The organism is Insolitispirillum peregrinum, from assembly GCF_900156605.1.
Taxonomy (GTDB): domain Bacteria; phylum Pseudomonadota; class Alphaproteobacteria; order Rhodospirillales; family Rhodospirillaceae; genus Insolitispirillum; species Insolitispirillum peregrinum.
The window spans coordinates 14,264-40,690 of sequence record NZ_FTOA01000003.1 but is presented as its reverse complement, the minus strand read 5'-3'; the positions used below and the strand labels follow the sequence as shown (position 1 = coordinate 40,690).

Genomic DNA, 26,427 nt, shown 5'->3' with positions numbered 1-26,427 from the left:
AGCCCATGGAAGACGGCTCACTCGGGTGTGGTCGGATTGAGCAGAAACACCACATAGCCCCGGAAATTGGCAGCACTCTCCACCGCCTCGACCGGCTGCCACTGCCCTCCCTGCACCAGCCCGACCCGAAACGGCAACGGCAACCGGGCGGCAGAGGTCAGATAGCGGCGATAGTCGGGGACCATCCGCCGCCCCTGATAGGCCTGAATCACCACCTCGTCCACCACCCCAACCAGCCCCGACAGGTCACCGTGGCTGGTCCAGTCAAGCAAGCCGGTAATGCCCAGACGGTAACGCGGCGGAACTTGTGTCCGCAGGCGGCGCAGAAAATCGCCATAGCGATCGAGCGCACGGGTTCCGGCGTCGAAATCAACCTGCACCCCGACCACCCGGTTGCCCGCCGCGCTCCACCGTTTCAGCCCATGGACCAGCGTTGCCGTGACCGCCGGAGTCCAGTCCAGCGTTTCAGCACGGATCACCAGCCACAGGTCCACCCCGGGCAAGCGCGGTGCTCCGGCCCGATGGGGCTGCCAGTGGATGCCGCCCTTTCGGTCTTCCTGCACGCTGGCATACAGCAGATAAAGCTCATCGGCCTGCCGCAGCACCGGCTGCGCCGTCACTCCGGCCCACAGCCAGAACGCCCGGTACGCGCTCGCCCGCACCTCGTCCGCCGATGCCGGGGTCAGCAGGGAGGCACTGGCGCACAGGATGCCCCCCAGCGCCACCGCCAGTATCCGGCGCCAGCCGCGGCCCGTCACCCGCTTACCAGTAATAGGTCAGCCCCTGCGCCCAACGGGATTTCGGATAGGACTTTTTCAGCTCGCTGAACCACGCCTTGCGCTGGCTGGGCGGCACCTCGGCCCCTCCGCAACTGTTGATGCCCGACGGTGCATAGCAGCGCACCGCCCGGAACAGGGCATAGGCCCGTTCATCCGCCGTTGCGGTCGGTGTGGCGAGGACTTTCTGATAGATCGCCTGCCGGGCATAGGCAGCCCCGGTGAACAGTGACGGCCCGCTGCCCAACTGGTCCCCTTCAACGGATTGATCCAGCACAAAATCATCAAAGCCATTCAGGCGCACAAAGTCGGCCAGACACAGCGACGCGCTGATATCGGCGGGCGATGCCGCCAGACGGCTGGCGGTGTCCTGCAACGACGGGCAAGGGTAATCGCTGGCCGTGGTGCCCTCGGTAAACACCTTCAGCGGCGGACGCTCGGGGGACAGCAGGGCAAAGACGCCCCCCTTGGCGGCATCGGTCGGGATCAGCGCCAGATGGCGGACGAAATCCCCCGGGGCTCCACGGGTCAGCTCCTTGTACAGCAGGGTGAACAGCGCCACCTCGCGCTCATGCGCCGGAGCCTGCGCCGAGCCGGCCTGCTGGAGCAACAAGGCGGCATCGGCGGTGCGGGTCAGCAGGGTTTCGCGCACCATCCAGCCCCGGATCGGGCTGTCGGCGGCGAACACCCGCCGCACATCACCATGCCGTTGCTCGTACAGTGCCAGCCCCAGTTCCACCAGCGTGCGCCGGGCCGGGTCTTTGGTCATCGCCAGCAAGGCCCGCCAGCTCTCGCCCTCTTCCGGCTTGTTCAGTGCCTGCACGGCCATCGCCCGCAGCATCTGGCGGCTGAAGGTCAGGGCGCTGCCATCGCCTGCCGGTCCCGGATCGGGGATCAGCGCCAGCACCTGTTCCGGCTTGTGATCAATGTAGAACGCCTGCGAGGCCGCCAGATAGTCATGCAGGGCCTTTTGGTCGGCATGCAGGCCGGCCACCGATGGCCAGAACGCCGGATCGCCATCATCGCGCTGGGCGGACAGCACCGCCGTCGCCCACAGGATCGGGTCGGACAGGGGAAGCTCCTGAGGGGCCATCACCAGCCGGTTATCCAGCTCCTGAATGAAATCGCGCATCGGTACCCCGCGTTCGGCCGGGGGACGCGTCAGCATCGCCAGATATTCGGCCTGCAAGGCCGCCTGATTCTGCCCCAGACGATAGCCCCAGCGGTACAGCCCCTTTGCCGATGCCGCATACAGGCCCGCCGGATAGTCCTTGAGATAAACGGTCAGCCCGGCCAGCCCGTCCTGTGCCGCCTTGTCGAGCGCCTGCCGCTTGGCCGGGTCTTCCGGCGGAGTCAGGTCGCCGTACTCATCCACCGCCAGCGTGCGGGCTTCGGCCAGCATCGCCCGCGCCTGCATGTAGCGGGCGGTTTCCTTCACCCACCCCTGCGGTGCCCCGCTCAAGGCGGCAAACATCTGTACCGCCTTCGGGTAGTCTGCGGCATAAAAGGCATCGGCAGCCCGGATATAAGCGGCAAGAGCCCGACCGGCGGGCGACAGGGCAACCCCCTTCAGTGCCTCGTCCAGCGCGGCGGGCTGATAGTCGGGACAGGTGGCAAACACCGTCCCGCGCAGGGCCAGCAGCGCCGCCCGTTCCGGCTCGGCCAGTGTTGCATCGGCTTTCACCGCCTGCTCAAAGGCTTTTTGCCCGGATTGCGCCTGCACACACGAGATGTCAGGCGGCGGAGACCACGGCTCTTCTGCGGCACCTCCGGCAGAAGCCTGCGGGGCCGGTGGATGCAGCAGGTCCGGCATCGCCGACCAGCTGAAGAACGGCGTTGAGGTCGGGATGTGCGGCGCATCCGGCGCAAAGCGGTCGCCCAGCAACAGCGCCATGGTCATTCTGGTATCCCCGCCCGGCGACAACATCGCCGACGACACACAGCCAGTCATCACCGGCTGAGGCAGCCGCAGGGCAGGGTCACACACCATGTCAAAACTGGCCCGGCCTGTCGCTGCCGTGCAGACAAGGACTCCGGTTGCGAGGCAGGTTGACAGCAGAACTCGGGACAGGCGGCGCATCGGAGTCTCCCGGCAGGATCGGCACGAAAACAGGGCGATAAACCATAGCAGACCTCTCCTTTTGGTAGAATGTTTTTCTCTGCTTGTTCAATCTGCTATCCTGTCGGTCGGCAACCAGGGGGTCCGTGATGAACAGCAGTCCCGATCACTACGACATGGCCTTTGGCACCACCGCCCACACTCTGGCCAAGGCGCTGGATTACGTCGGGATCGACGACTACAGCCATGGCCGCCGGGTCGGGCTGATGAGCTATCGCATCGCGCAAGCCCTGTCGTGGGACCGTCCGGCCCAGCTGTTCATGCTGGTGGCGGGCATGCTGCACGATATCGGGGTGTCCTCGACCAGCCATCACCAGAAACTGGTCGATGAAATCGAGTGGGAGGGTGCCGAGCTGCACTGTCTGCGCGGCGAAGACTTTCTCCGCAGCTTCGCCCCCTTTGCTCCCTATGCTCCGGCCATCCGCCATCACCACACCCGCTGGAACCGGATGCCGGAGTCCGTGCCCCGGCTGGTGGCCGAACAGGCCAACATGATCTATCTGGCCGACCGGCTGGACGTGTTTTACCTGCGCTTTCTGGCCGATCACCCGCACCACGCCACCTTGCTGCACAAACGCGACATTCTCGACAGCCTGCATCAAGCCGCCCCCGAGCTGTTTGCCACGCACCTGTGGGATGCCCTGTACGACGCAGGCAGCAAGGATCGGTTCTGGCTGGAACTACAGGAAGACTTTCTCGACGAAGCGATCACCGAAGCCATCGGCAGCGATGATCGCGTCCTGCATCTGGACTGGAACGGCCTGCGGGATCTGGGGGTGCTGATCTCCCGCATCGTTGACGCCAAAAGCCCGTTCACCCATTACCACAGCCTGCGGGTGGCCGATCTGACCGATGCCGTCGGCGGGCTGCTGGGCTTTTCCACCGCCCGCCGCCACCTGCTGCGCATTGCCGGATTGCTGCATGATGTCGGCAAGCTGCGCACCCCCGACGCCATCCTTGAAAAGCATGGCAGTCTGGATGGCGACGAGTTCGCCCAGATGCGCGCCCACCCGATGAACAGCAAGCGCATTCTGGCGGCGCTGTTCCCCGGCTCGCCGATGATTGACTGGGTGGTCCATCACCACGAAAAGCTCGACGGCAGCGGCTATCCCGATGGCTGCGACAAGGATGCCCTGCCGGTCGAAAGCCGCATTCTGGCCATTTGCGACATCTTTCAGGCCCTGTCGCAAGACCGCCCCTATCGCGGGCGGCTGTCAGTAGAACAGGTGTTGGCGATCATGCAGCCGATGGTCGATGGCGGCAGCCTCGACCCGGACATTTTTGCGCTGGTCTGTCAGCACCCGGCGCATCTTTACGCAATATCCACTCAAGAAGACACGCAAAAATAGAATTAAATTTCAAAGGAGTGGCGTTCCGCAGCAGAGTTGCTATGGTCATCCTTCCCCCGATACGGTTCCGGTACGGTTCTGGCGATGGCCCTGCACAGCTCACTGATCGACAAACCCCGCACCAGTCTGGTCTCGCGCTACAGCCTGCTGACCGTGCTGATCCTGCTCGGCGGCCTGATCAGCCTGGGAGCGCTGTATGAACGCTTTGCCAACGATCTGGAAACGGCACTGGTCGGCGAGCGGCTGACCTCGCAGGAAACCGCCACCGCCAGCCGTCTGGCCGCCTTCATGGAAACCTACCAGTACCAACTGGCGAAGATTTCCAACTATCCCGGCCTGACAGCCTATCTTGCCAACCCCACCGGCCCCGGCGCGCGCGAGGTTGCCAACCTGCTGCATCTGGAAGCCGATGTCCCCGACCTGTACGGCATCCTGTTCTTTGACCGTGACGGCCATTTACAGCATGTGGTGCCGGGACAGGCGGCCTCTGGCCCGCCCTACTGGTCGGCAGAGGACTGGTCGATCAGTGATTTGCCACGGGTCCGGCTGGGCGATGCCACCCTGATCGGTCCGCACCTGCCCTCGCCCGGCCGCTCGGGCTGGGTGTTGCTGCAACGCCCGATCCGCGACGCCGGGCAAGGCTCCGATGATCCGGTGACGGTGGCCCTGCACCTGCGGCTGTCGTCGATCACCGAACAGCTCGACGAAGCGATGGTGACGCCGGTGGTCAAGCTGCGCCTGCAAGCCGCGGATGGGGCGATCCTGGACGTCACTGGCCGCCCGCTGCACACCACCATCCCGCTGGGGGACGGCCCGGAAGTGTTCCCCGGCTGGTCCCTGAAGCGGGAAGTCCGCTCCGAAGTGCTGTTCGGCTCGCTGGAAAAGGCGCGTGGCTGGCTGTATGCCGGCGGGGCGGCGATCACCCTGATCATCGTCCTGCTGTTCGGCCATCTGACCGGCCGCTTGCGGCGGCGGGTTGACGACCTGATCGCCGGAGCCGACGCGCTGGCGGCGGGTGATCTGGAGTTCCGCCTGCGCGGCGGCGAGCGCAGCGATGAAATCGGCAGCATTTCGCGCGCCTTCAACACCATGACCCTGCGCCTGCGCGACATGATCGACCGCACCGTGCGCACCGAGAAAATGGCCGTTCTCGGCCAGTTCGCCACCGGTGTCGCCCACGAGGTGCGCAACCCGCTGGCCACCCTGAAGACCACCGTGCAGGCGTTGAGTCGCGACGAAGCAGACCCCGACCGCAAGGAACTGTTGCAGGACATGGAGTCCGAAGTGGACCGCCTGAACCGGGTGGTCAACGACCTGCTGACCTATGGCCGCCCCCATCCCGCCGAGCAACGCCAGATCCCGGTGCGCGAGCTGTTCCGCCGCACCGCCACCCTGTTGCGCCCGACCGCCGCCGAACGCGGGGTCAGCTTTGTCACCAGCGGCGAGTCCACCCTGACCCTGCTGGCCGATGGCGACCAGTTGCAGCAGGTGCTGGTCAACCTCGGCCTGAACGCCATTCAGGCCTGCCAGACTGGCGACAGCGTCACCCTGCGCGCCAGTCGGCAAGGCCCCGATGTGATCATCGAAGTCAGTGATAGTGGCTGTGGCATCGACCCGGCCCTGCTGGCCACCGTGACCGATCCGTTTGTGACCACCAAGGCGGGCGGAACCGGCCTCGGCCTGACCATTTCTGCGCAAATGATTGATGCCAACCACGGCACCATGCGCATTGACAGCCGCCCCGGCGAAGGCACGCGGGTTCGCCTGCGCCTGCCGGGGGAAAAAACAAAAAAGGGAGCCTGGGGACGAGATGATGCTTAACGGTATCAGCGTGCTGCTGATTGATGACGAGGCCCCGTTTGTGCGCTCGCTGTCCTACGCCCTGCGTCAGCAAGGGATGCAGGTGACCGGCGTCCATGACTGCCAGAGCGCGCTGGACGCCTTGCCCACCGCCCACCCCGATATCGCGCTGGTTGACCTGCGCATGCCGGGCATCGACGGCATGGGAACGATGGAGCGGCTGCGCGCCCACAGCCCCGATTTGCCGATGATCATGATTTCGGCCCACGGCGACACCCGCATGGCGGTGCAGGCGGTCAAGGCCGGAGCCGCCGACTACCTGACCAAGCCCTTTGAGCTGGACGAGCTGTTACACTGCATCAGCGGCACCCTCGACCGTGACCGCCTGCACAGCGAGGTCAGCTATCACCGCCAGCGGGCGATCTCGGAAACCGGCCTGATCGGCGACAGCGCCCGCATGGGCCAGTTGCGCGAAACCGTCGCCCGGGTGGCCGCCAGCAGCACCGCCCGCGTCCTGCTGTTCGGCGAGTCCGGCACCGGCAAGGCGCTGGTGGCCCGTGCCCTGCATACCCAAAGCAGTCGCCGGGATCAGGCGTTCGTCGAGGTCAACTGTGCCGCCCTGCCCGAGCAACTGATCGAAGCCGAACTGTTCGGGGCCGAGCGCGGGGCCTATACCGGTGCTCACCAGAAACGTACCGGTCTGGTGACGCTCGCCGATGGCGGCACGCTGTTTCTTGATGAAATCGGCGAACTCCCCCTGCCGTTGCAGGCCAAGCTGCTGCATTTTCTGGAAAATGGCACCTATCGCACCGTCGGCGGCACCAAAACGCTGCAGGCCGATGTGCGGGTGGTGGCGGCCACCAACCGCGACCTTGCCAAAGCGGTCAGTGCCGGGGGCTTTCGTGAAGACCTGTTCTATCGCCTGAACGTGATCCAGATTCCGGTGCCGCCCCTGCGCGAGCGCGATGATGACGTGATCCTGCTGGCCGAACACTTTGCCGCCCACTACGCCGCACAGGAAGGTGTCAGCGCCATCCGCCTGCCCGATCCGGTGAAGGACATCCTGCGCTCCCACCCCTGGCCGGGCAACGTGCGCGAGCTGAAAAACCTGATTGAACGGCTGACCATCCTGCTGCCCGGGCGTGATGTCTCGGTCGATGACCTGCCGGGCGATGTGCAGGATGCCCTGCCGGTGAGCGACTCCCCGGCCAGCGATGGCATCGCCGACCAGCTCGAACGGGCCGAACGGCAACTGTTGCTCGACGCCCTGAACCAGAACGGCGGCCACAAGGCACGGGCCGCCGAACATCTGGGGATTTCCCGCCACGCCCTGAAACGGCGTCTGCAACGGCTGGGGCTATGAGAAACCGTCAGAAGTCAAAGTAGTAGAAATTCTGCGGCCGCATCGAGGCCAGCAGCGAACAACCGGCAATCACCGCCAGCAACACCGGGATCAGCAGCGCCGCCGGAACCCGCTGCGCGGCTGCCCGGATGCGGTCGATCTGGTCAACCGGATGCAGCACCAGCAACAGCACCCCCAGTGCCACCGGAACGGTGGCAACCGCTGGCCACTGCGCCCAGCCGCCGCGTCCCCACGACTCACCCAGAATGCTCCACGCGGTCGCCAGATCGGGGGCGCGGAAGATCACGGTCAGCGCACACCACACCACAAAGGTCAGCACCACACAGCCTGCCCGCCGCAATCCCTTGGCATTATTGGCATAGCGGGAATAGCCGGTGGCGTTTTCAATCGCCATCACCAGCCCGTTCAGCGCCCCCCACACCACAAAGGTCCAGGCGGCCCCGTGCCACAGCCCGGACACCACCATGGTCAAGGCCAGAGCGAGTTGGCGGGCATGCCGGTAAAACCGCTGGTGCAATGGTTTCAGCACATAGTCCCGCAGCCAGAAACTGAGCGTCATGTGCCAGCGACGCCAGATTTCACTGATCGATCCGGCGGCATAGGGCGAATGGAAGTTTTCCGGAAAGGCTATCCCCAGCATCCCGGCCAGCGCAATCGCCATGTCGGAATAGGCGCTGAAATCGCAGTAAATCTGGATCGCAAAACCAAAGATGGTCGCCAGCGCATGCCAGCCGACAAGGGTGTCATGCACCTGATAGGATTGATCAACAAAGCTGCCCACCGGGCCAGCAATCAGTACCTTTTTCATCATCCCGACCGCAAACAGCGCCAGATTGGGGGTCAAGGCCGCCCATGCCAGCCGCATCTGGGGAAGCTGGGGCAAAATATGCTGTGCACGCAGGATCGGACCGGCCAGAAGGTGGGGGAAAAAGGTCAGAAAGACCGCTGTCGGCCAGAATTCCGGCGGACGTTTGGCCGGGTGGCGGGCGGTATCAATCAGGTAACACAGGATGGTGAAGGTGACGAACGAAATGCCCAGCGGCAACATCCAGCCCAGATGCGGCAGGCTGGCCCCGGTCAGCTCGCCCAGCGTCCGCAGCAGAAAATCGGTGTACTTGAACAGCAGCAACGGCAGCAGCGCCACCACCACCGCCGGAGCCAGCCAGCGCCGGTCGCGGTGCACCGCCAGCAGGGCCAGCCAGCAGAACAGCACCAGCCCCACCAGCAGGATCACATAGGGCGGATACCACCAGCCGTAAAAGAACAGGCTGGCCACCGTCACCAGCGGCAGACGCAGCGCCGCCGGAGAGACGGCAAAAAGGCCACAGAACACAACAAAGAATGCCAGAAAAGACGGCATCTGGAACAGCATGGCGTCAGCTCACTGTGCGGCGGGGGTCGTCAGGGACGGCAGCAGACGGCGGGCAACCCGCCCCAGCGCGTCCCCATTCGGGTGAGGGTCCTCGTCCATCGCCCAGTAACTGCGGGCCGGCCGGTCGGCCAGCTCGGGCAACAGGTCGATGAACGGCCAGCCGCGGGCGGTGGTTTCCGTCTGCATCACCTCGGTGATAAAGCCAAACGGATAGGGGTGGAACTCGTGCGTTTCCGGCATCAGGGCCACAATCACCCGGTATCCCCGCTGTTGCTGGTCAGCGCGCAGGGCATCCAGCGCCCGGACCATCCCGGTCCGTCCCGGCCCGTCGCCCCATGCCTTTTGATAAAAGGCGAGCAGGCTCTGCTGGCCCGGCTGCCCCGGTGTCAGCATTTTCGAGAACGACACCATCAGCGCATACAACTGGCTATGCTGCACCAGCCAGCCTGCGCGTTCCTGCTCCTGCACCTCGGTGGCGCGGGCGGTGGTCAGGACAATCACCGTATCGGCGGCAATCTTCGGGCTGTAGTCCAGCCAGTGGGCAACAATCTGCTGCATGTTCATGTTGCCGACGCCGGTGGTCATCACATTGACCGTCCCCCCCAGCGCCTGTGCCAGTTGCCCGCGCAGGGTACGGGCCTCCTCCACTCCCCAGCCAAAGGCCATCGAGTCGCCGATAATGACGATGTTGCGCCGTTTCGGGTCGCTGAGGTCAGGTTCCGGCCCCCGCATGCCCAGGCTGTTGATCGAGACATCGACACCCTGCAGGCGGGCGGAACTGTTGGGCACATGCTCGTGACCGACAGCCGGATTGGCGCTTTCCCGCTTCAGCAAGGTGGCATAGCGCCACATCTCGACCATGTAATTGCGCTGGTCAGCGGTAGCGAGGCGCACCAGCCCTTCACCGGCCAGACAGGCCAGCACCAGCCCGATGCACATCAGGCCGAGAGAGGAGAGCGCACGGGTCAGCATCGATCGGGACTCGCTCATGGTCTAGAAAACCGCGTAGACGAAGGGTGCCCAGGCGGAATTTCCCACCACCACAAACAGGATGGCGAAAATCAGCACCGCAAACAGGAACGGCAGCAGGATCAGGCGCGACTTTTTGGCGAACAGAAAGCCGAACAGGTCTTTCAGGAAATCCATCTCTCAGCATCCACACATCTGATGATCGGCACACGGGACACATGGCAGGGCAGTGCCAGAACACCCAAATCTCTACATACTGGAGAAAAATTATGTCCGCAATAAGCTAAAAACCCTTAATATTCTGTCACTCGTCCACATCACCATCTTTCCGTTGAACAACTGACGATATTTTGCTCAAAAAGCGTAATAGTATCGTTATCCATCTGGCGACCTTACTACTTACCACACGCAAAACGAGAACAGAATGTCTGACAAGATTTTTGGAACGGTCTGGCTTTTCATTTTATCCGGAATGATGCTACTTCCGTTAATTTCCGGGGTTCCGCCCCGCTGGCTACTGCTGTTTCCGATCGCCATCCTGGCCGCCATCGTCCTGCTCCGCCCGTCCTTGCTGGGACCGCTCAACCGGCTGTGGCAGGCCTTTGGCACGGTGATGCACACCTGCGTCAGCACGCTCGCCTTGCTTGTACTGTATTTCCTGATTTTTACCCCCGGCGCCTGGTTTGTGCGTCTGTGTGGACACAATCCGGTCACCCGGACCTTTGATCCAGCGGCAGACTCGTACTGGACCCGGCACCAGCCCCCCCAGCCGACCGACTTTACCCGCCCCTATTGACGCCTGCTCAGGTACTGGTCCAATCGATGCGCATCCTCGGAATTTCTGCCTATTACCATGACAGCGCCGCCGCCCTGATCGACGACGGGGTGATTGTTGCCGCCGCCCAGGAAGAGCGGTTCAGCCGCAAAAAGCACGATGAGTGCTTTCCCCATGCCGCCGTGCGGGCCTGTCTGGAGGCTGCTGGCTGCCGGATCGACGCACAGGGGGAACTGGACCCGGCGATTGATCACGTCGTCTTTTATGACAAGCCGTTCGTCAAGTTTGAGCGCATTCTGGAAACCTACCTGTCCTTTGCACCGCAAGGGTTCGCAACCTTTCGCACCGGCCTGCCGATCTGGGCGAAGGAGAAACTGTTTCAGCGGTCGTTGCTGACCAAAGAACTGAAAAAGATCGCGCCATCACTGGGGCAGCGGGACAAGCTGCTGTTTTCCTCGCACCACCTCAGCCATGCCGCCTCGGCCTTTTACCCGTCGCCCTTTGACGAGGCGCTGGTGCTGGTCCTCGACGGTGTGGGGGAATGGAGCACCACCAGCGTGGCGCTGGGGCGGGGATCTGACCTGCAGATCATCCGCGAAATCCCCTTTCCCCATTCCCTCGGGTTGCTGTATTCGGCCTTTACCACCTATGCCGGGTTCAAGGTCAATTCCGGCGAATACAAGCTGATGGGCCTCGCCCCCTATGGCGAGCCGCGCTTTGCCGATACCATCCTGCGCCACCTGATCGACATCAAGGACGACGGCACCTTCCGCCTTGATATGCGCTATTTCAATTATTGCACCGGCCTGCGGATGACCAACGCCCGCTTTCATGCGCTGTTCGGTCGCCCGCCGCGCCTGCCGGAATCGCCCATCGAGCCGTTCCATACCGATCTGGCAGCCTCGATCCAGCAGGTCACAGAGACCGTGCTGCTGCGCCTGACCCGCGCGCTGGCGCGGGAAACCGGCCAGAAAAACCTGTGCCTGGCCGGGGGGGTGGCGCTGAACTGTGTCGCCAATGGCAAGCTGGCCGCCGATGGCGCCTTTGAAAACATCTGGGTCCAGCCCGCCGCGGGCGATGCAGGCGGAGCACTGGGGGCAGCCCTTGCCGCCCATCACCTGCACGCCAAACAGCCGCGTTCTGTCGTCGTCCCCGATGCCATGCGCGGCAGCACCCTCGGCCCGTCCTTCTCCGACGCGCAAACCGAAGACGCCCTGCGCACTCTTGGCGTTTCCTACAGCGTCGTTGATGACACCGCCCTGCTGAACGATACCGCCGCTGCGCTGGCTGCAGGCGAGGTGGTCGGCTGGTTTCAGGGGCGGATGGAATTCGGCCCGCGCGCGCTCGGCAACCGCTCCATTCTCGCCGACCCGCGCAGCAGCGAGATGCAAAAGACGCTGAACCTGAAGATCAAGTTCCGCGAAAGCTTCCGCCCGTTTGCCCCCTCGGTCCTGCAGGAAGATGCCGCCGACTGGTTCGACATGCATCAGGCCACCTCGCCCTACATGCTGTTCGTCACCACCGTCGCCGACGCCCATCGCTGTCTCTCGCCCGCACAGGCAGCGGAACAGCGCGGGCTGGATCACCAGCACACCCGCCGCTCGGACATTCCTGCCGTCACCCACATGGATTTTTCTGCCCGTGTGCAGACCGTCAGCGCCCGGGACAATCCGCGCTATCACGCCCTGTTGCAGGCGTTCAAGCAGCAGACCGGCTGCCCGATGCTGATCAACACCAGTTTCAACGTCCGTGGTGAACCGATCGTCTGTACCCCGCAGGATGCCGTCCGCTGTTTCCTCGGCACCGGCATGGACCGGCTGGTGATCGGCAACTGCGTCCTGAAGAAAAGCGACCAGCCCCCCGCCCTGTTGTCCGACTATCACCTGTCTGTCGAGGCTGACTGACCATGCGCCGCCCCTCCCTCATTGCCCGCCTGCTCACTCGCCTGCTGCAGGGCTTTGTCGTCCTGTGCCTGATCGGTGGCTTCCTCGATCTGGTCTATCCACCGATTGCTGCCGCCAAGCTGTGGCTGGTGCGGAATATTCCGCCGCCGCCGGTTACCGCCGCCCCCGGCTCGGTGGAGGATGTGATCAGGATGCGGGTCCTGCCATACCGCTACCTGCCGAGTCTGGGGCGGGTCCTGACCACCTTTGAGGCCCCCGGCCTGCATATCAACGCCAACGGGATGCGGTCGAACGGTACCCCTCCACCAGTCTCGCCACGCGCCACCGGCTATGTCCTCGGCTCGTCGCAGGCGTTCGGCTTCAATATCCGGGACGAACAAACCCTGTCGGCCCATCTGGAACACGCCCTGCAGGACGTGCGGATCGAGAACTACAGCGGCCTGAACAAGAGCCTGCCCGAAACCGTCATGCGCTGGCAGGAACTGACGCAGCAAGCCAGCAAGCCGGATTTTGTGGTGATTGTGGACGGCATGATCTCCCTGTCGCGCGACTGCTTCATGCAGCAGGACCAGCAGGACGAAAAGCGCAGCACCATTTTCGGCTATCTGTACGACACCTTCCGCAGCAAGAAAGGCGAAACCGTCTATCACTGCCAAAGCGAAAACGGTGCCGAACAGGCGGTGGCCCACGCCGTGTACCAAGTCCAGTCGGCCATCGAGTACGGGCGACGACAAAAGACCCCGTTCCTGCTCGTCATCCCTCCCTATCCGTGGGTTTCCGGCCTGAACACCAGCAATCTGGCCGCCGAGGTGACCACCCCACAGCACCGGCAGATGATGGAAAGCGTCTATGCCCGCCTGTTTGAAAAACTCCAGGCGCTGAACGCTCCCGAACTCGTTGACCTGTCGCGCGTCCTGCCAGCCGATCAGCCGTACATGCTGGACAAGGGTGGTCACCTGTCCGGCAACGGCAACCGCATCCTCGCGGCGGGCATTGCCGATGTCATCAAGGCCCGTCAGTGGTGAAGGATCGGAGCGGAGCGAGCGGAAACCGCTCGCTCCGCCGCGCGCGCCAGAGCGGTTTCCGCTCGCCCGTCCCGCTCGACTTCGGCAGCGCAGCATCAATTTCCGCAATGCACACAACAGGATAGGCGGCGACTTTCCGCCATTAAATTCCCTGTCTTATCCATATGTTAAAGCAATATCAGCCATAACCTCCCTTCTTTTACGGCGGATTTCCGCCAGTTGGCATGACACTTGCCATTCTCCGGGCAGCGAAGGAGAACGGGTGAAGCAATCACCCACCCGGAGGAAATGTCATGCTGCCCCTGTCCCGAACCGTCATTGCGACGGCCCTCGCGACCGCCTGCCTTGCCGGTGCGCCCCTGCGTGCCCAGGCCGAGCGTGTTGTGCTGGGTGCGTCGGCCGCCAGCGCGGATGCGATGGTCGGCTGCGTCTACCCAATGACCGGACGCGCGGCAATCTATGGCCTTGATTCCGTCGAGGGCATCCGTCTGGCGCTGGCCGATCTGGATCAGGAAGCCGCCGTCGGCCTGCCGGTTCCCCGGCTCGGCGTGCTGGTCGATGATGCCCTCTCAAAGGCCTCCTACGCCCTGCGCATCGCCGAAGGCTACATCAACGATGATCATGTGCGCTTCCTGTGCGGCGAAGTCAGTTCCGGCGTTGCCAGCGCGCTCAGCGATCTGGCCCGCCGCCGCCAGATCATCATGGTCGGCACCGACCATGCCTCATCGCGGATGACCATCGAAGGCAAACACCCCTATTACTTCCGCGTCAGCAACGACAGCTGGATTTCCAACGCCGCCGGAGCCCGTTACCTGCGCGACATCCGCGCCGAACAGCCGTGGCAGAAAATCGCCTTCCTGAACCCCGACTATGACTATGGCCACGTCTCGCGCGATGACTTTCTGGCAGCGCTGGACGGGCTGGGCGAGCCCTATGAAGTGGTCGGGGAATTCTGGCCCAAGCTCTACGAGCCGGACTATTCGGCCTATATCGAGGCCCTGAAAGAGGCCAAACCCGACATCGTGATCACCGCCCTGTGGGGTGGCGACTTCATCGAGTTCATCAAACAGGCCAAGGCCGCCAACCTGTTCCCCCACATGCGGGTGGCCAACTTTGACACCGGTGCCAATTATGACGTGCTGGTGGCGCTGGGCGACACCCCGCCGCCCGGCCTGATCCTGTCGGCCCGCCATCACAACACCTGGCCGCAGAGTGGCTATAACCGCCGCTTTGTCGAACGCTTCCACGCCCAGACCGGCCGCTATCCGACCTACGCCGCCGAGGGAGCCTATTCCGGCATCATGGCCATTGCCCGCGTGCTGACCAAAGCCGGTGTTGATGCCTCCAACGAGCAGGTGATCGCTGCCTTTGAGCAGTTGCAGATCGCCCTGCCCGAAGACCCCGACGGCTACACCTCGCACATCGACCCCGACACCCATCAGATGGTGCAGGCGCAGGCCATCGGCACCCCGGTGCCCAACCACGATTTTCCTCCGGCGAAGGTGATGCTCGGCAACATCCGGGTCTATGACGCCGAGAGCCTGCGCCCGCCCCGTGAGCTGATCGACCGCCGCCGGGCGGCGGTGCGCGGCTCGCCCACCTTCAACGACTATCCTACCCCCTGACCACACGGCCCGTGTGGTCACGGTCCACCTGTCAACCTGTTGTTCATAAAAAGCAAACTCCCCGGAACGGGGTCATCCCCCGAACGGGATTTGCACAAGGGAGAACCGACGTGAAGACTGTTTCCACACACGCAACCACCTTTGCCCGCCGTCTGTCCGCTGGCGTTGCCGCGCTGGCCATCACCGCCTCGGCGCTGGCCGCCGGAACCGCACAGGCTGCTGAAAACGGCAAGTTCCGTCTGGGGATCGTCACCTTCCTGTCCGGCCCGGCAGCCGGTCCGTTCGGGGTGCCGTCAGCCAACGCCGCCAAGGTGGTGGTTGATGCGCTGAACGCCGGCAAGCTGCCCGCCCCCTACAACACCATCGGCATCAACGGCGTTGAAATCGAGCCGGTGCTGATCGACGAAGCCGGTGGTGCCACCAAGCAGGTGGAAGAATTCCGCAATCTGGTCGAGCGCCAGAAGGTCGATGCGGTGGTCGGTTACATCTCGTCGGGCGACTGTCTGGCGATTGCCCCGGTGGCCGAAGAGCTGAAGACCCTGACCGTGTTCTATGACTGCGGTACCTCGCGCCTGTTCGTTGACAACAAAAACCCGCAGTACGTCTTCCGCACCGGTCTGGATGCGGCGGTGGACAACATCGGCGCGGTGCGCTACCTCGCCGCCACCCACCCCGACGTCACCCGCATTGCCGGTATCCAGCAGAACTATGCCTGGGGCCAGGACAGCTGGAACGACTTCACCCAGAGCCTGAAGCAGGTGATGCCGAAGACCCAGATGGTGCAGGAACAGTTCCCCAAGGTGTTCCAGGGCCAGTATGGCGCGGAAATCTCGGCCCTGTCGGTGGCCCGCCCGCAGGTGGTCCATTCCAGCTTCTGGGGTGGCGACATGGAAGCCTTTGTCCTGCAAGCCAATGCCCGTGGTCTGCTCGATGACGCCATCGCCCTGCTGACCTGCGGCGAGTCCGCCATTGACCGCTACAAGGATCAGGCCCCCAACGGCATGATCATCGGTGCCCGTGGCCCGTTCGGGGCCTTTGCGCCGGAAAACGAGCTGAACACCTGGTTCAAGACCACCTACAGCGGTGCCTTCACCATGGCCCCGACCTATCCGGCCACCAAGATGGCGCACGCCATTCTGGGCCTGAAGTACGCCGCCGAAAAGGCCGGAGCCAAGCCCGGCAGCGTCCCGGCGTCGGATGCGATTGCCAAGGCTTTTGCGGGCGCCACCTTCCCGTCGGTGTCCGGCACCGCCACCATGGCCCGCGCCAACGGGCACCAGAACGTGCAGGAAATCGGCTACGGCGAATATGTCTACGACAGCAAGGCCGAAAAGGGCACCCTGCGCAACGTCAAGACCTTCTCGGGCGATTGCGTGACCCCGCCGGACGGCACCACCTCTGACGAGTGGATCAAGGCTGACTTCCCCGGTGCCAAGTGTAACTAGAGCATTTCTTGTTATCCAGGCAAATACGTCGTCGCAGATGTATCCATCTGCTCGGGATTTGCTCTAACCCCTGACTCGTCATCAGAGGGACCGAACCTCCCTCTGATGACTGTTTCCTTTCACCCTTCAGGACCCCGCAGGGCAGTGGTGCGCACAGCACCGCTGTCATTGACCCGGTGCGTCCTGCCTGCATGGGGGCGGACTTATGCAAAGTCTCTTCGCCGTTTTTATTGATGGCGCCATTTATGCCTCGTGGCTGTTTCTGGTCGCCGCGGGTCTGACCGTCATCTATGGCGTGATGCGGATCCTGAACATGGCCCACGGCAGCTTTTATGCCATCGGCGCTTATTCCGCCGCGTCGATGATCGGCTGGTATTTCGCCGATGGCAGCGGCAATGCATGGGTCAGCTTCCTGTTGCTGATTGTCTGCGCGCTGGCCGCCGGGCTGGTGGTCGGGACGATCATTGAACGCGGCCTGCTGCGCTACATGTACGGTCGCGATGAAATCCTGATGGTGATCATCACCTATGCCCTGCTGCTGATCCTCGAAGACGTGATGAAAATCGTCTGGGGTGTCAGCCCGTATTTCGCCTATCAGCCCTATACCGCGCTGGGGCGGGTGTCGATGATGGGCCTCAAGATGTCCACCTACGACCTGATGCTGATCGGGGTGGCGATCGTGGTCGGCGGTGCGCTGTATGCCTGGCTGGAGCGCACCACGCTGGGCAAGATCCTGCGGGCGGTGATCCACGACCGCGAAGTCGCCTCGGCGATGGGGGTCAACGTCGCCAAAATGTTCACCATCACCTTTCTGGTCGGCGCCACCCTCGGCACGCTGGCCGGAGCGCTGACCGCTCCGGCGATTTCGGTAGTGCCCGGCATCGGCGTCGAAGTGATCGTGCTGGCCTTTGCGGTGGTGGTGGTCGGCGGGCTGGGCAGCATCGAAGGTGCCGCCGCCGGGGCCTTGCTGGTCGGCCTGTGCCGCGCTGCCGCCGTTCACTACGCCCCTGAATTTGAACTGTTCGTCATTTACGGCGTGATGTCGCTGGTGCTGGCAGTTCGTCCGCAAGGGCTGTTTGGCCGAACCCTGGCACGAAAGATCTGAAGATGCGTTTCGACAAAACTGAAATCGCCCTGCTGGGCGTCGGCGTGGCATTGGCTATCAGTGGTCTGCTGGCTCCCGGCTGGCTGATTTTCCTGCTGACCGTGGCCCTTGCCAAAGGGCTGGTGGTGCAGGGCGTGGTGATGCAGATGCGCGCCGGGATGGTGTCGTTTGGTCAGGGCCTGTTCTATTGCGTCGGCGGCTATGCCGTCGGCATGGGCGGCCAGTTCCTCGGCGTTTCCAGCGCGGTGCTGTTGCTGGTGCTGGGGGTGGCCGCCGCCGCCGTGCTGGCGATGGTGCTGGGCCTGCTGCTGACCCGCTACCGCGAAATTTTCTTTGCCATGCTGTCGCTGGCCTTTTCGATGATCCTCTATGGCGTGCTGGTCAAGGGTCAGGCGCTGGGCAGCACCGACGGCTTCAACGTCCACAGCTGGGGCCTGTTCAGCGGCCCGGCCAGCAATCCGACGATGACCATTTTCTACCTGACGCTGGCCTGTGCGGCGGTGGTGGCGTTCTTCCTGCACCGCTACACCCGCTCGGGCGTCGGCGTGGTGTGCGAAGCAACGCGCGAAAACGAAGTCCGCGTCGAATACCTCGGCCTGTCGCCGCGCTGGATCCTGTACGCCAACTATGTGGTGGCGGCGGTGGTCTCGGCGCTCGGGGGTGGCCTGACCGCGCTGGCCGCCGGTCACGTTGACCCGGAAATGGCCTACTGGACCACCTCGGGCGAGTTCGTGTTCATCGCCATTCTGGGCGGCACCGGCAGCGTGTTCGCACCGTTCCTCGCCGCACTGGTATTCGCACTGGTCCGCACCTATGCCATCGAGCTGGTGCCCAACGGCTGGCAGATGATTCTGGGGATCACCCTGCTGGTGATCATCGTGTTCCTGCCCAAGGGCCTGTGGAGCCTGTTCAGCCGGAAAAAGGAAGGAGCGCACTCATGAGCGCCAGCATCATTCTGGAAACCCGCGGCCTGTGCAAAACCTTTGGCGCGGTGACCGCCGCCAAGGACCTGCATGTGACCATTGCCCCCGGTGAAGTGGTCGGGGTGATCGGCTCGAACGGAGCAGGCAAGACCACCTTCATCAACATGGTGACCGGCTATCTGGAACCATCCTCGGGGGAAATCCTGTTCAACGGCAAAAGCATTGTCGGCACCGTCCCGCGCGCCATCACCCGCATGGGTCTGGCCCGCTCGTTTCAGGTGGCGCAGTTGTTCCCCGAACTGAGCGTGCTCGACAACCTGATCATTGCGCTGGCCGCCGCCGAAAGCCCGCGCCCGAGCTTTTTCCGCCCGCTGCGCACCCGCGCCCGCGAAGCCCGCGCCGATGCCATCCTGGAAGAATTCCGCCTGACCGCCTTCCGCGATGCCCGCGTGACCGCCGTCCCGCAGGGCGCGCGCAAGCTGGTTGACATCGCCATGGCGCTGATTGGCGAACCGAAAATGCTGCTGCTCGACGAACCGACCAGCGGGGTCAGCGTCGATGAAAAGAATGCCCTGATGGATACGGTGATGGCCGCCGTCCGCCACCACGGCACCACCGTGCTGTTCGTCGAACACGACATGGACGTCGTCCGCCGCTACGTGTCGCGCATTCTGGCCTTTTACAGCGGCGAGATCATCGCCGACGGCACGCCGGACCATGTGCTGGCCGATGCCAAAGTGCGCGAGCTGGTCACCGGCCACGCCGCCGACGGCCACAGCGCCAGAAAGGGAGCCTCCGCATGAGCCTGTCGATCCGTACCCTCAACGTCGCCATCGAAGGCATTCCGATCCTGCGCGATGTGTCGCTCGACATTCCGGCAGGCTGCATGGTCGGCCTGATCGGCCACAACGGCGCGGGCAAGACCACCCTGATCCGCAGCATCATGGGCCTGTTGCCGATTGACGGCGAAATGCTGTTTGACGGCGCACCGCTGCACACCGCCAAAAGCCACCAGCGGGCGGCGCTGGGGATCAGCTATCTGCCCGAAGACCGCCGCCTGATCCCCAGCCTGACCGTGGAGGAAAACATCCTGCTGCCCGCCTGGGCCAACGGCCTGCGCGACGCCGCCCAGCGGTTGCAGTGGATTTATTCGCTGATGCCGGAAATCGCCCAGTTCCGCGACCGCCGCGCCCTGCAACTGTCGGGCGGCCAGCAAAAGCTGGTGGCTCTGGGGCGGGCGCTGATGCCTGCCCGCCAGATGCTGTTGCTCGACGAGCCGTTTGAAGGGGTCGCCCCGGTGCTGTCGCGCCGCCTGACCGAAGTGATTGCCGAGCTGCGCGGCGAAGGCCTGCGCATCCTGTTGTCGGAATCCGACGACACCCATTCCTCCGATCTGGTGGATCGGGTTTACCGCATCGAACGCGGCGCGGTGACGGCGGCCTGACGCCTGCCTGTCGCCCCCGTTCTTTCGCTGATTCAGGGATTTTGCACCATGAGCCTCGATTTCACCTTTGAAACCACCCCGCGCATCCTCTGCCAGACCGGCGCCGCCGCCTCGCTCGCCAGCCTGTGCGCCGAACTGGGGGCCACCCATACTCTGCTGATCACCGACCCCGGTCTGGAAAAGGCCGGACTGCTGGCCGATACGCTGGCCGGGTTTGCCAGCGCCGGGCAGGCGGTGACGGTGTTCACCGACGTGCAGGCCGATCCCCCGCAGCAGGTGATCGAACAGGCTGCCGAGGCCGCCCGTCAGGCCGGAGCCGACCTGATCATCGGCTTTGGCGGTGGCAGCTCGATGGATACCGCCAAGCTGGTGGCCCTGCTGGTCGGGTGTCCGCAGTCGTTGCCGGACATTTATGGCGTCGGGCTGGCCAAAGGCCCGCGCCTGCCGCTGATCCAGGTGCCGACCACCGCCGGAACCGGCTCGGAAGTCACCCCGATTTCGATTGTCACCACCCCCACCCACGAGAAAAAGGGCGTGGTGTCACCGCTGCTCTATCCCGACATTGCGGTGCTGGATGCCAGCCTGACCACCGGCCTGCCGCCCGCCGTCACCGCCGCCACCGGCATTGATGCGATGGTCCACGCCATCGAAGCCTACACCAGCCGCATCCGCAAGAATCCGGTCTCGGACGGGCTGGCGACCAAGGCCCTTGAGTTGCTGACCGCCAACATGGACACGGTGATTGACGACGGCGGCAATCTGGCCGCCCGCGCCGCCATGCTGCAAGGCTCGCTGCTGGCCGGGATGGCCTTTGCCAATGCCCCGGTGGGCGCGGTCCACGCGCTGGCCTATCCGCTGGGCGGCCATTTCCATGTGCCGCATGGCCTGAGCAATGCGCTGGTGCTGTGCCCGGTGCTGGCCTTCAACAAACCCGCCGCCGAACCGCTGTATGCCGAGCTGGCCGCCGCCGTCCTGCCCGATCAGACCTTTGCCTCCGACAGCGAGGCCGCCGATGCCTTCATTGCCTTCCTGTCGGCGATGGTCGCCCGCATGCCGTTCGCCCACACCCTGCGCGAGGTGGGTGTTACCGAAGCCGACCTGCCCCGGTTGGCCGAAGACGCCATGAAGCAGCAGCGCCTGCTGGTCAACAACCCGCGTGAGGTCAGCGAGGCCGACGCGCTGGCGATCTATCGCGCCATCCTGTAACGGAGCCTTTCGCCATGGCCGACACCCCCGCCCAACAGGGCCGCGATGCCTATCGCACCTTCCAGATCATTCCCACCCGCTGGATGGACAACGACGTCTATGGCCACGTCAACAACGTGGTCTATTACAGCTACTTCGACACGGCGGTGAACCGCTATCTGATCGAACAGGGCGCGCTGGACATCGAACACAGTCCGGTGATCGGGCTGGTGGTCGCCACCGCCTGCGATTACTTCGCGCCGGTCTGTTTTCCTGACCGCGTTGATGCCGGTATCCGGGTCACCCGGCTGGGCCGGTCCAGCGTGCGCTATGAAATCGGCCTGTTCCGCAACGATGATCCAACCCCGGCCGCCGCCGGGCATTTCATCCATGTCTACGTTGACCGCACCAGCCGCCGCCCGGTCCCGCTGCCCGACGCCCTGCGCGCCGCGCTGGAACCGCTGGTCATCCCGTCTGACGCCTGAGGATGGCGGACCGCGTCGGTAGTCTTGTCTGGCTCAACAGGTACACACAGCAGGCTACCGCCCCCCCTTTTTTCCTTGAATTTGAAATCAATAAGGAAGCCCGTCATGTCCCTGACCTTCCGCTCCACTCCCCGCATTCTCTGTCAGGCCGGAGGCCTGTCGAAACTGGGCGAGATCCTGCACAGGCTGAATGCCCGGCGGGTGATGATCATCTGTGATCCAGGCATCGTCGCCCTTGGCTTTGCCGAACAGGCCTGTCAGTCGCTGGCCAGCGCCGGTATCACCGCCGCCGTGTTCAGCGATGTCGCCGCCGATCCGCCGGTGGCGATGGTCCACGCCGCCGCCGATGCCGCCCGCGCCGTGCAGGCCGATGGCGTGGTCGGGCTGGGCGGTGGCAGCTCGCTCGATACCGCCAAGCTGGTGGCGCTGATGCTCAACAGCGATCAACCGCTGGAGCAGATGTACGGCACCAACCTCGCCACCGGCCAGCGCGTGCCGCTGGTGCAGGTGCCGACCACCGCCGGAACCGGCTCGGAAGTCACCTGGGTGTCGGTGGTCACCGATGATCAGGGCCGCAAGAAAGCCATCTACGCCCCGCAACTGTTGCCCGATGTCGCCCTGCTCGACCCGCTGTTGACCACCGGTCTGCCGCCAAAGATCACCGCCGCCACCGGGCTGGACGCGATGGTTCACGCCATCGAAGCCTACACCAGCCGCACCGGCAAAAACCCGATTGCCGACGGACTGGCCGCCAAGGCACTGGCGCTGATGGGGCAAAACCTGCGCACGGCGATGACCGATGGCAGCAACCTTCCCGCCCGCACCGCCATGCTGCAAGGCTCGCTGATGGCCGGGATGGCCTTTGTCAACGCTTCGGTGGCCGCCATCCACGCGCTGGCCTACCCGCTCGGCGCCCGCTATCACGTGCCGCACGGCCACAGCAACGCCATCGTGATGGCTCCGATCATGCGCTTCAACCTGCCGGTCGCCGCCCCGCTGTATGCCGAGCTGGCACGGGTGATGCTCCCCGGCCAACGCTTCGGCTCCACCGCCGCCGCTGCCGAGGCGCTGGTGGTTGCCATCGAAGAACTGGTGGCCGACAGCGGCCTCGAACGCCGCATGAGCGCCCTCGGCGTCCCCGCTGATGCCATCCCGTCGATGGCCGAAGAGGTCGATGTCGGCATCCGCCGCCTGATCGCCTGCAATCCGCGCGACATGACCCGCGCCGATATTGTCGCAGTCTATGAGGGGGTGTTTTAGGGGGGCAAATCCCGAGCGGGCATGGCCCGCGACGACGCATTTGCCGAAAAGCATCCTGAACGGGAGGAGCGGCGTAATGATGGGCTATCGCCCATGCCCATCCGGGGGCCAATGCCCCCGGTCCCCCATTTTTTCTTTTATTTCAAATCAACGGGGTCCGGGGCCTGAAGGCCCCGGCGAGGTATGGAGCAGCGCTCCATGATCTTGTTGTTTTTTATCATATACCGGTACTTCACCCCACCGCCGCCGATCCCCCATCGCGGGCAAAGTACAGATCATGCAAATGTCCCAGATCAACCTCTGCCGCAGGCTGTGACAGGATCGTTTTGCCCGAGCGCATCAGATAAACGTGGTCGGCCAGGTGCAAGGCGCGCGAGGTGTTCTGCTCGACCAGCACGATGGTCAGCCCCTGGGCTTTCAGGTCGGCGAGGATGGTGAAAATCTCGTCGACGATCACCGGCGCCAGCCCCAGCGACGGCTCGTCGATCAGCAGGACCTGCGGGTTTTCCATCAGCCCGCGCCCCATCGCCAGCATTTGCGCTTCGCCGCCGGACATCAGCCCGGCCATCTGGCCGCGCCGTTCCTTAAGGCGGGGGAACATGGCAAACACCCGCTCCAGCCGGGTTTCCCAGTCGGCCCGCCCGGCACGCGGATAGGCCCCCATCATCAGGTTGTCGAGCACGCTCATGTCCGGGAACACCATCCGGCCTTCCGGGATCATCACCATTCCGCGCTCGACGATATCCCAGGTCTTGCCGCCTTTCAGGGTCTGCCCGTGCAGGGTCATCGACCCCGCCGAGGCATAAACCAGCCCCATCAGCGTGCGCAGCAAGGTGGTCTTGCCCGCCCCGTTCGGCCCGACGATCACCGTCGTCTTGCCCTCTTCGACCGTCAGATCGACATCCCACAGGACGTTGATCTGACCATACCCGGCCCGCAGGCCGCTGACCTCAAGCAGGGGTGTCACCGGTGTAGCTCCTTATCACTTGCGGATCGTTGAACACCGCCTCGGGCGTGCCGTCGGCGATCAGTTGGCCAAAGTTCAGCACCACCACCCGCGGGCACAGTGCCTTGATGGTTTCGATATCGTGTTCGATGATCACCATCGTCAGCCCAAAGCGGGCCCGCACCGTTTCCAGCGTGCGGGCAAAGGTGCGCTTGGTCGCCATTTCCAGCCCGCCCAGCACTTCATCGAGCATCAACAAGCGCGGACGCACCGCCAGCGCCTTGCCGACCTCCAGCGCCTTTTGCTCGGTCAAGGCCAGCGAGGTGGCGGCGTCGGCGTGTTGCTTGTGCGCCAACCCCAGCAGGTCCAGAATCTCGTCAAGTGCCGCCGGGTCTTCCTTTCCGGCGCCGAATCGCTGAGCGACCCGCAGGTTTTCGCGCACCGTCAGTTCCCGCATCGGCTGGGGAATCTGAAAGGTGCGCCCGATCCCGACCCGCGCCCGTTTCCATTGCGGCAGGGCACCGACATCCTGCCCGCCAAAGCGGATTGTCCCGCCGCTGGGGGCATAGACGCCGGAAATGACGTTGAACAGCGTCGTCTTGCCCGCGCCATTCGGGCCAACCAGCCCCAGCGTCTCGCCCTCTGCCACGCTCAGGCTCATCGCATGCAGCGCGGTCAGGCCGCCAAAGCGCATGGTGATGGCGTCAAGCTCCAGCATGGGAAGCCTCCTTTTTGCTCCAGCGGCCCAACAGCGGCAGCAGGCCATGCGGCCCCAGAATGACCATCCCGCCCAACAGCACCCCAAAAACCAGTTGGTGCCCGCTGGGCATCAGTTCCTTGAACACCAGCTGATCGACCAGAAACACCACCAGCGCCCCCAGAACCGGACCCCAAACGGTGCGATAGCCGCCAAAAATGGCTGCCGCGATCGGCAAAACGGTCCAACTGGAGGCAAAAGCATACTCCGGGTCGAGGAAATTGATCTGATGGGCGTTAAATGCGCCGACAACCCCGGTCATGAAGGCTGAAATCACCAGCATCGCCGCTTTCAGATGGGTCGAGGGCACCCCGACCACCCGCGTTGCCAGCTCGCTGTCATGCATCGCCCGCAACGCCAGCCCATAGGTGCTGCGCCGGATCAGGCCATACAGCCAGGCGAACAGCAGCACGATGGTCAGGATCAGCGCATAGGCGCCGGTTTTGCTCGCCAGATTGATCCCCAGCAGGGTCGGAAAGCCGGGAATACTCAGCATCCCGGCTGCGCCGCCGGTCAGGCTGGTGGCTTCGACCGCCAGAATGCGGAAGATGTGACCATAGGCAAGGATTGCCAGCGCGAAATACGGCCCGCGCAGGCGCAGGGCAGGCATGGTTGCCACCGAGGCCACCGCCGCCCCCACGCCGCCAGCCACCATCGCCAGCAACACCGGCCAGTGATGATCGACCACCAGAATCGCCGAGGTATAGGCTCCGACGCCAAAGAACGCCGCATGCCCGAAACTGACCAGCCCACCGAGATTGCCCAGCAAGGCCCAGGCCAGCGCCACCCCGCCAATGGTCAGGGCGGCAATGATCAGGCTCATCACGTAATCCATCGACCCCAGCAGCAACGGCACCGCGCCATAGGCCAGCACCAGCGCCACCAGCACTACCATCCTGTGCTTCATTTCTTCACCATCCCCTTGCGCCCGAACAGACCGGACGGCCGCAAGAACAGAATCAGCAGAAAGATCACCATGCCGGTCAGCTCTTGCAGCGACGGCTTGGCAAGGGTGGTGGTCAGCGTCTCGCCCACCCCGATCAGCACCGCACCCAGCAGAACGCCGGGAACCGATCCCATGCCTGCCAACACGGTGATGACGAACGCCTTGATGGTCAGGTTGTGACCGACCGCCGGAAACACCACCGAAGCGGTATAGACCGCCACCCCGGCAAAGGTCGCCAGCACACCGGACACCAGAAACGACAGCGCTTCGATGCGAGCCGGATTGACCCCCATCAGCTTGGCGGCATCACGGTTCGACGCCACCGCCCGCAGGGCACGGCCTTGCCAGGTGTGGTTCAGCCACCAGTAGGTGGCCGCCAGCAACAGCACCCCAATCACGCAAAAGATCACTTCGCCGCGCATGCTGAACAGGGTATCCCCCAGCACCACGCCATCCATGAACCAGCTGTTGCTGGTCGAGCGGATGTCTGCCGACCAGATCATCAGGATCAGGTTGGTCAGAACGATGGCGATCCCGAAGGTCAGGATCAGCGAGTTCAGCTCGCGGTCCTGCCGGATGCGGCCAATCAGCAGATAAATCACCAGCGCGGTCAGCCCGACCACCACCAGCGCCACCGGAATGGAAGCCAGCGGCGTCCAGCCGAATGACCGCTCCATTTCAAAGGCGACATAGGCCGCCAGCAGCACCAGTTCCCCGTGGGCGAGGTTGATGATGCGCATGGTTCCAAACACCAGGGCCAGCCCCAGGGCGATCATGGCGTAGTAGCCGCCCGCCAGTAGCCCCGAATAGAGAGCCTGCAGGATCAGTTCCAGCATTGCCGAGTTCCCGTGCGA

General features: G+C 64.0%; 24 protein-coding genes. 15 read left to right on the top strand and 9 right to left on the bottom strand.

Annotated elements, in window-relative coordinates:
* Positions 1-17: 17 nt before the first annotated feature.
* Entirely contained in the window at positions 18-758 is a 741-nt protein-coding gene (locus BW995_RS08010; RefSeq protein WP_139332828.1) for a DUF3142 domain-containing protein, read from the bottom strand.
* Between the two features lie 4 nt (positions 759-762).
* On the bottom strand, positions 763-2,856 hold the full coding sequence (locus BW995_RS08005) for a hypothetical protein (protein ID WP_076399696.1): 2,094 nt from the start codon (positions 2,854-2,856) through the stop codon (positions 763-765).
* 128 nt (positions 2,857-2,984) lie between these two features.
* On the opposite strand from BW995_RS08005, the gene BW995_RS08000 reads away from it, so the two are divergent.
* The 3 genes from BW995_RS08000 to BW995_RS07990 all read left to right on the top strand — a co-directional run bounded on the left by BW995_RS08000 (position 2,985) and on the right by BW995_RS07990 (position 7,407).
* On the top strand, positions 2,985-4,244 hold the full coding sequence (locus tag BW995_RS08000) for an HD-GYP domain-containing protein (protein ID WP_076399695.1): 1,260 nt from the start codon (positions 2,985-2,987) through the stop codon (positions 4,242-4,244).
* An 84-nt stretch (positions 4,245-4,328) separates the two neighbouring features.
* A complete protein-coding gene (locus BW995_RS07995; protein WP_076399694.1) occupies positions 4,329-6,065 on the top strand; it encodes a sensor histidine kinase in 1,737 nt (578 codons plus the stop codon).
* Entirely contained in the window at positions 6,055-7,407 is a 1,353-nt protein-coding gene (locus BW995_RS07990; protein WP_245821346.1) for a sigma-54-dependent transcriptional regulator, read from the top strand. The genes BW995_RS07995 and BW995_RS07990 overlap by 11 nt, the downstream gene beginning before the upstream one ends.
* Before the next feature lie 7 nt (positions 7,408-7,414).
* On the opposite strand, the gene BW995_RS07985 is transcribed toward BW995_RS07990, so the two are convergent.
* The 3 genes from BW995_RS07985 to BW995_RS20760 are packed head-to-tail and all read right to left on the bottom strand — an operon-like array spanning position 7,415 to position 9,925.
* The gene (locus BW995_RS07985; protein WP_076399693.1) at positions 7,415-8,779 is read right to left on the bottom strand and encodes an MBOAT family O-acyltransferase; all 1,365 of its coding nucleotides are present in this window, start codon (positions 8,777-8,779) and stop codon (positions 7,415-7,417) included.
* Positions 8,780-8,788: 9 nt separating this feature from the next.
* Positions 8,789-9,769 (bottom strand): SGNH/GDSL hydrolase family protein, encoded by a 981-nt coding sequence (locus BW995_RS07980; RefSeq protein ID WP_245821344.1) that lies wholly within the window; start codon positions 9,767-9,769, stop codon positions 8,789-8,791.
* Positions 9,770-9,772: 3 nt separating this feature from the next.
* Positions 9,773-9,925, bottom strand: a complete 153-nt coding sequence (locus BW995_RS20760; protein ID WP_175617026.1) for a DUF5989 family protein — start codon at positions 9,923-9,925, stop codon at positions 9,773-9,775.
* Positions 9,926-10,223: 298 nt separating this feature from the next.
* Here BW995_RS20760 and BW995_RS07975 point away from each other — a divergent pair, with 298 nt between their 5' ends.
* From BW995_RS07975 to BW995_RS07920, 12 genes are all read left to right on the top strand, one after another.
* Positions 10,224-10,544, top strand: a complete 321-nt coding sequence (locus BW995_RS07975; RefSeq protein WP_139332827.1) for a hypothetical protein — start codon at positions 10,224-10,226, stop codon at positions 10,542-10,544.
* A gap of 26 nt (positions 10,545-10,570) precedes the next feature.
* Entirely contained in the window at positions 10,571-12,427 is a 1,857-nt protein-coding gene (locus BW995_RS07970) for a carbamoyltransferase family protein (RefSeq protein WP_076399690.1), read from the top strand.
* A gap of 2 nt (positions 12,428-12,429) precedes the next feature.
* Entirely contained in the window at positions 12,430-13,452 is a 1,023-nt protein-coding gene (locus BW995_RS07965) for a hypothetical protein (protein ID WP_076399689.1), read from the top strand.
* A 293-nt stretch (positions 13,453-13,745) separates the two neighbouring features.
* The gene (locus BW995_RS07960) at positions 13,746-15,077 is read left to right on the top strand and encodes an ABC transporter substrate-binding protein (protein WP_076399688.1); all 1,332 of its coding nucleotides are present in this window, start codon (positions 13,746-13,748) and stop codon (positions 15,075-15,077) included.
* 110 nt (positions 15,078-15,187) lie between these two features.
* Complete coding sequence (locus BW995_RS07955; RefSeq protein ID WP_175617025.1) at positions 15,188-16,522, top strand: ABC transporter substrate-binding protein; 1,335 nt, start codon at positions 15,188-15,190, stop codon at positions 16,520-16,522.
* Positions 16,523-16,727: 205 nt separating this feature from the next.
* Positions 16,728-17,627 carry a branched-chain amino acid ABC transporter permease gene (locus BW995_RS07950; protein WP_076399687.1) on the top strand — a complete coding sequence of 300 codons (900 nt, stop codon included), beginning with the start codon at positions 16,728-16,730 and terminating at the stop codon, positions 17,625-17,627.
* A gap of 2 nt (positions 17,628-17,629) precedes the next feature.
* The gene (locus tag BW995_RS07945; RefSeq protein WP_076399686.1) at positions 17,630-18,568 is read left to right on the top strand and encodes a branched-chain amino acid ABC transporter permease; all 939 of its coding nucleotides are present in this window, start codon (positions 17,630-17,632) and stop codon (positions 18,566-18,568) included.
* Complete coding sequence (locus BW995_RS07940; protein WP_076399685.1) at positions 18,565-19,353, top strand: ABC transporter ATP-binding protein; 789 nt, start codon at positions 18,565-18,567, stop codon at positions 19,351-19,353. Before BW995_RS07945 ends, BW995_RS07940 begins: the two co-directional genes overlap by 4 nt.
* Complete coding sequence (locus BW995_RS07935; RefSeq protein WP_076399684.1) at positions 19,350-19,994, top strand: ATP-binding cassette domain-containing protein; 645 nt, start codon at positions 19,350-19,352, stop codon at positions 19,992-19,994. The genes BW995_RS07940 and BW995_RS07935 overlap by 4 nt, the downstream gene beginning before the upstream one ends.
* 48 nt (positions 19,995-20,042) lie before the next feature.
* Entirely contained in the window at positions 20,043-21,200 is a 1,158-nt protein-coding gene (locus tag BW995_RS07930) for an iron-containing alcohol dehydrogenase (protein ID WP_076399683.1), read from the top strand.
* A 14-nt stretch (positions 21,201-21,214) separates the two neighbouring features.
* Entirely contained in the window at positions 21,215-21,664 is a 450-nt protein-coding gene (locus BW995_RS07925; RefSeq protein ID WP_076399682.1) for an acyl-CoA thioesterase, read from the top strand.
* A gap of 105 nt (positions 21,665-21,769) precedes the next feature.
* Positions 21,770-22,924 (top strand): iron-containing alcohol dehydrogenase, encoded by a 1,155-nt coding sequence (locus tag BW995_RS07920; protein WP_076399681.1) that lies wholly within the window; start codon positions 21,770-21,772, stop codon positions 22,922-22,924.
* Positions 22,925-23,156: 232 nt separating this feature from the next.
* Here BW995_RS07920 and BW995_RS07915 read toward each other — a convergent pair whose 3' ends face one another.
* The 4 genes from BW995_RS07915 to BW995_RS07900 are packed head-to-tail and all read right to left on the bottom strand — an operon-like array spanning position 23,157 to position 26,409.
* Entirely contained in the window at positions 23,157-23,891 is a 735-nt protein-coding gene (locus BW995_RS07915; protein ID WP_217696060.1) for an ABC transporter ATP-binding protein, read from the bottom strand.
* Complete coding sequence (locus tag BW995_RS07910) at positions 23,875-24,588, bottom strand: ABC transporter ATP-binding protein (RefSeq protein WP_076399680.1); 714 nt, start codon at positions 24,586-24,588, stop codon at positions 23,875-23,877. Before BW995_RS07910 ends, BW995_RS07915 begins: the two co-directional genes overlap by 17 nt.
* A complete protein-coding gene (locus tag BW995_RS07905; protein WP_076399679.1) occupies positions 24,575-25,534 on the bottom strand; it encodes a branched-chain amino acid ABC transporter permease in 960 nt (319 codons plus the stop codon). The genes BW995_RS07910 and BW995_RS07905 overlap by 14 nt, the downstream gene beginning before the upstream one ends.
* Positions 25,531-26,409 carry a branched-chain amino acid ABC transporter permease gene (locus tag BW995_RS07900; protein WP_076399678.1) on the bottom strand — a complete coding sequence of 293 codons (879 nt, stop codon included), beginning with the start codon at positions 26,407-26,409 and terminating at the stop codon, positions 25,531-25,533. Before BW995_RS07900 ends, BW995_RS07905 begins: the two co-directional genes overlap by 4 nt.
* Between the last annotated feature and the right edge of the window lie 18 nt (positions 26,410-26,427).

What these genes read in the sequence shown, in the direction of transcription:
- BW995_RS07930 (WP_076399683.1), top strand. Translation starts at nt 20,043, where the DNA reads ATGAGCCTCGATTTCACCTTTGAAACCACCCCGCGCATCCTCTGCCAG.
- BW995_RS20760 (WP_175617026.1), bottom strand. Translation starts at nt 9,925, where the DNA reads ATGGATTTCCTGAAAGACCTGTTCGGCTTTCTGTTCGCCAAAAAGTCG.
- BW995_RS07980 (WP_245821344.1), bottom strand. Translation starts at nt 9,769, where the DNA reads ATGAGCGAGTCCCGATCGATGCTGACCCGTGCGCTCTCCTCTCTCGGC.
- BW995_RS08005 (WP_076399696.1), bottom strand. Translation starts at nt 2,856, where the DNA reads ATGCGCCGCCTGTCCCGAGTTCTGCTGTCAACCTGCCTCGCAACCGGA.
- BW995_RS07905 (WP_076399679.1), bottom strand. Translation starts at nt 25,534, where the DNA reads ATGAAGCACAGGATGGTAGTGCTGGTGGCGCTGGTGCTGGCCTATGGC.
- BW995_RS07985 (WP_076399693.1), bottom strand. Translation starts at nt 8,779, where the DNA reads ATGCTGTTCCAGATGCCGTCTTTTCTGGCATTCTTTGTTGTGTTCTGT.
- BW995_RS07960 (WP_076399688.1), top strand. Translation starts at nt 13,746, where the DNA reads ATGCTGCCCCTGTCCCGAACCGTCATTGCGACGGCCCTCGCGACCGCC.
- BW995_RS07935 (WP_076399684.1), top strand. Translation starts at nt 19,350, where the DNA reads ATGAGCCTGTCGATCCGTACCCTCAACGTCGCCATCGAAGGCATTCCG.
- BW995_RS07975 (WP_139332827.1), top strand. Translation starts at nt 10,224, where the DNA reads ATGCTACTTCCGTTAATTTCCGGGGTTCCGCCCCGCTGGCTACTGCTG.
- BW995_RS07970 (WP_076399690.1), top strand. Translation starts at nt 10,571, where the DNA reads ATGCGCATCCTCGGAATTTCTGCCTATTACCATGACAGCGCCGCCGCC.
- BW995_RS07925 (WP_076399682.1), top strand. Translation starts at nt 21,215, where the DNA reads ATGGCCGACACCCCCGCCCAACAGGGCCGCGATGCCTATCGCACCTTC.
- BW995_RS07920 (WP_076399681.1), top strand. Translation starts at nt 21,770, where the DNA reads ATGTCCCTGACCTTCCGCTCCACTCCCCGCATTCTCTGTCAGGCCGGA.
- BW995_RS08000 (WP_076399695.1), top strand. Translation starts at nt 2,985, where the DNA reads ATGAACAGCAGTCCCGATCACTACGACATGGCCTTTGGCACCACCGCC.
- BW995_RS07910 (WP_076399680.1), bottom strand. Translation starts at nt 24,588, where the DNA reads ATGCTGGAGCTTGACGCCATCACCATGCGCTTTGGCGGCCTGACCGCG.
- BW995_RS07990 (WP_245821346.1), top strand. Translation starts at nt 6,055, where the DNA reads ATGATGCTTAACGGTATCAGCGTGCTGCTGATTGATGACGAGGCCCCG.
- BW995_RS07940 (WP_076399685.1), top strand. Translation starts at nt 18,565, where the DNA reads ATGAGCGCCAGCATCATTCTGGAAACCCGCGGCCTGTGCAAAACCTTT.
- BW995_RS07995 (WP_076399694.1), top strand. Translation starts at nt 4,329, where the DNA reads ATGGCCCTGCACAGCTCACTGATCGACAAACCCCGCACCAGTCTGGTC.
- BW995_RS07945 (WP_076399686.1), top strand. Translation starts at nt 17,630, where the DNA reads ATGCGTTTCGACAAAACTGAAATCGCCCTGCTGGGCGTCGGCGTGGCA.
- BW995_RS07950 (WP_076399687.1), top strand. Translation starts at nt 16,728, where the DNA reads ATGCAAAGTCTCTTCGCCGTTTTTATTGATGGCGCCATTTATGCCTCG.
- BW995_RS07900 (WP_076399678.1), bottom strand. Translation starts at nt 26,409, where the DNA reads ATGCTGGAACTGATCCTGCAGGCTCTCTATTCGGGGCTACTGGCGGGC.
- BW995_RS07965 (WP_076399689.1), top strand. Translation starts at nt 12,430, where the DNA reads ATGCGCCGCCCCTCCCTCATTGCCCGCCTGCTCACTCGCCTGCTGCAG.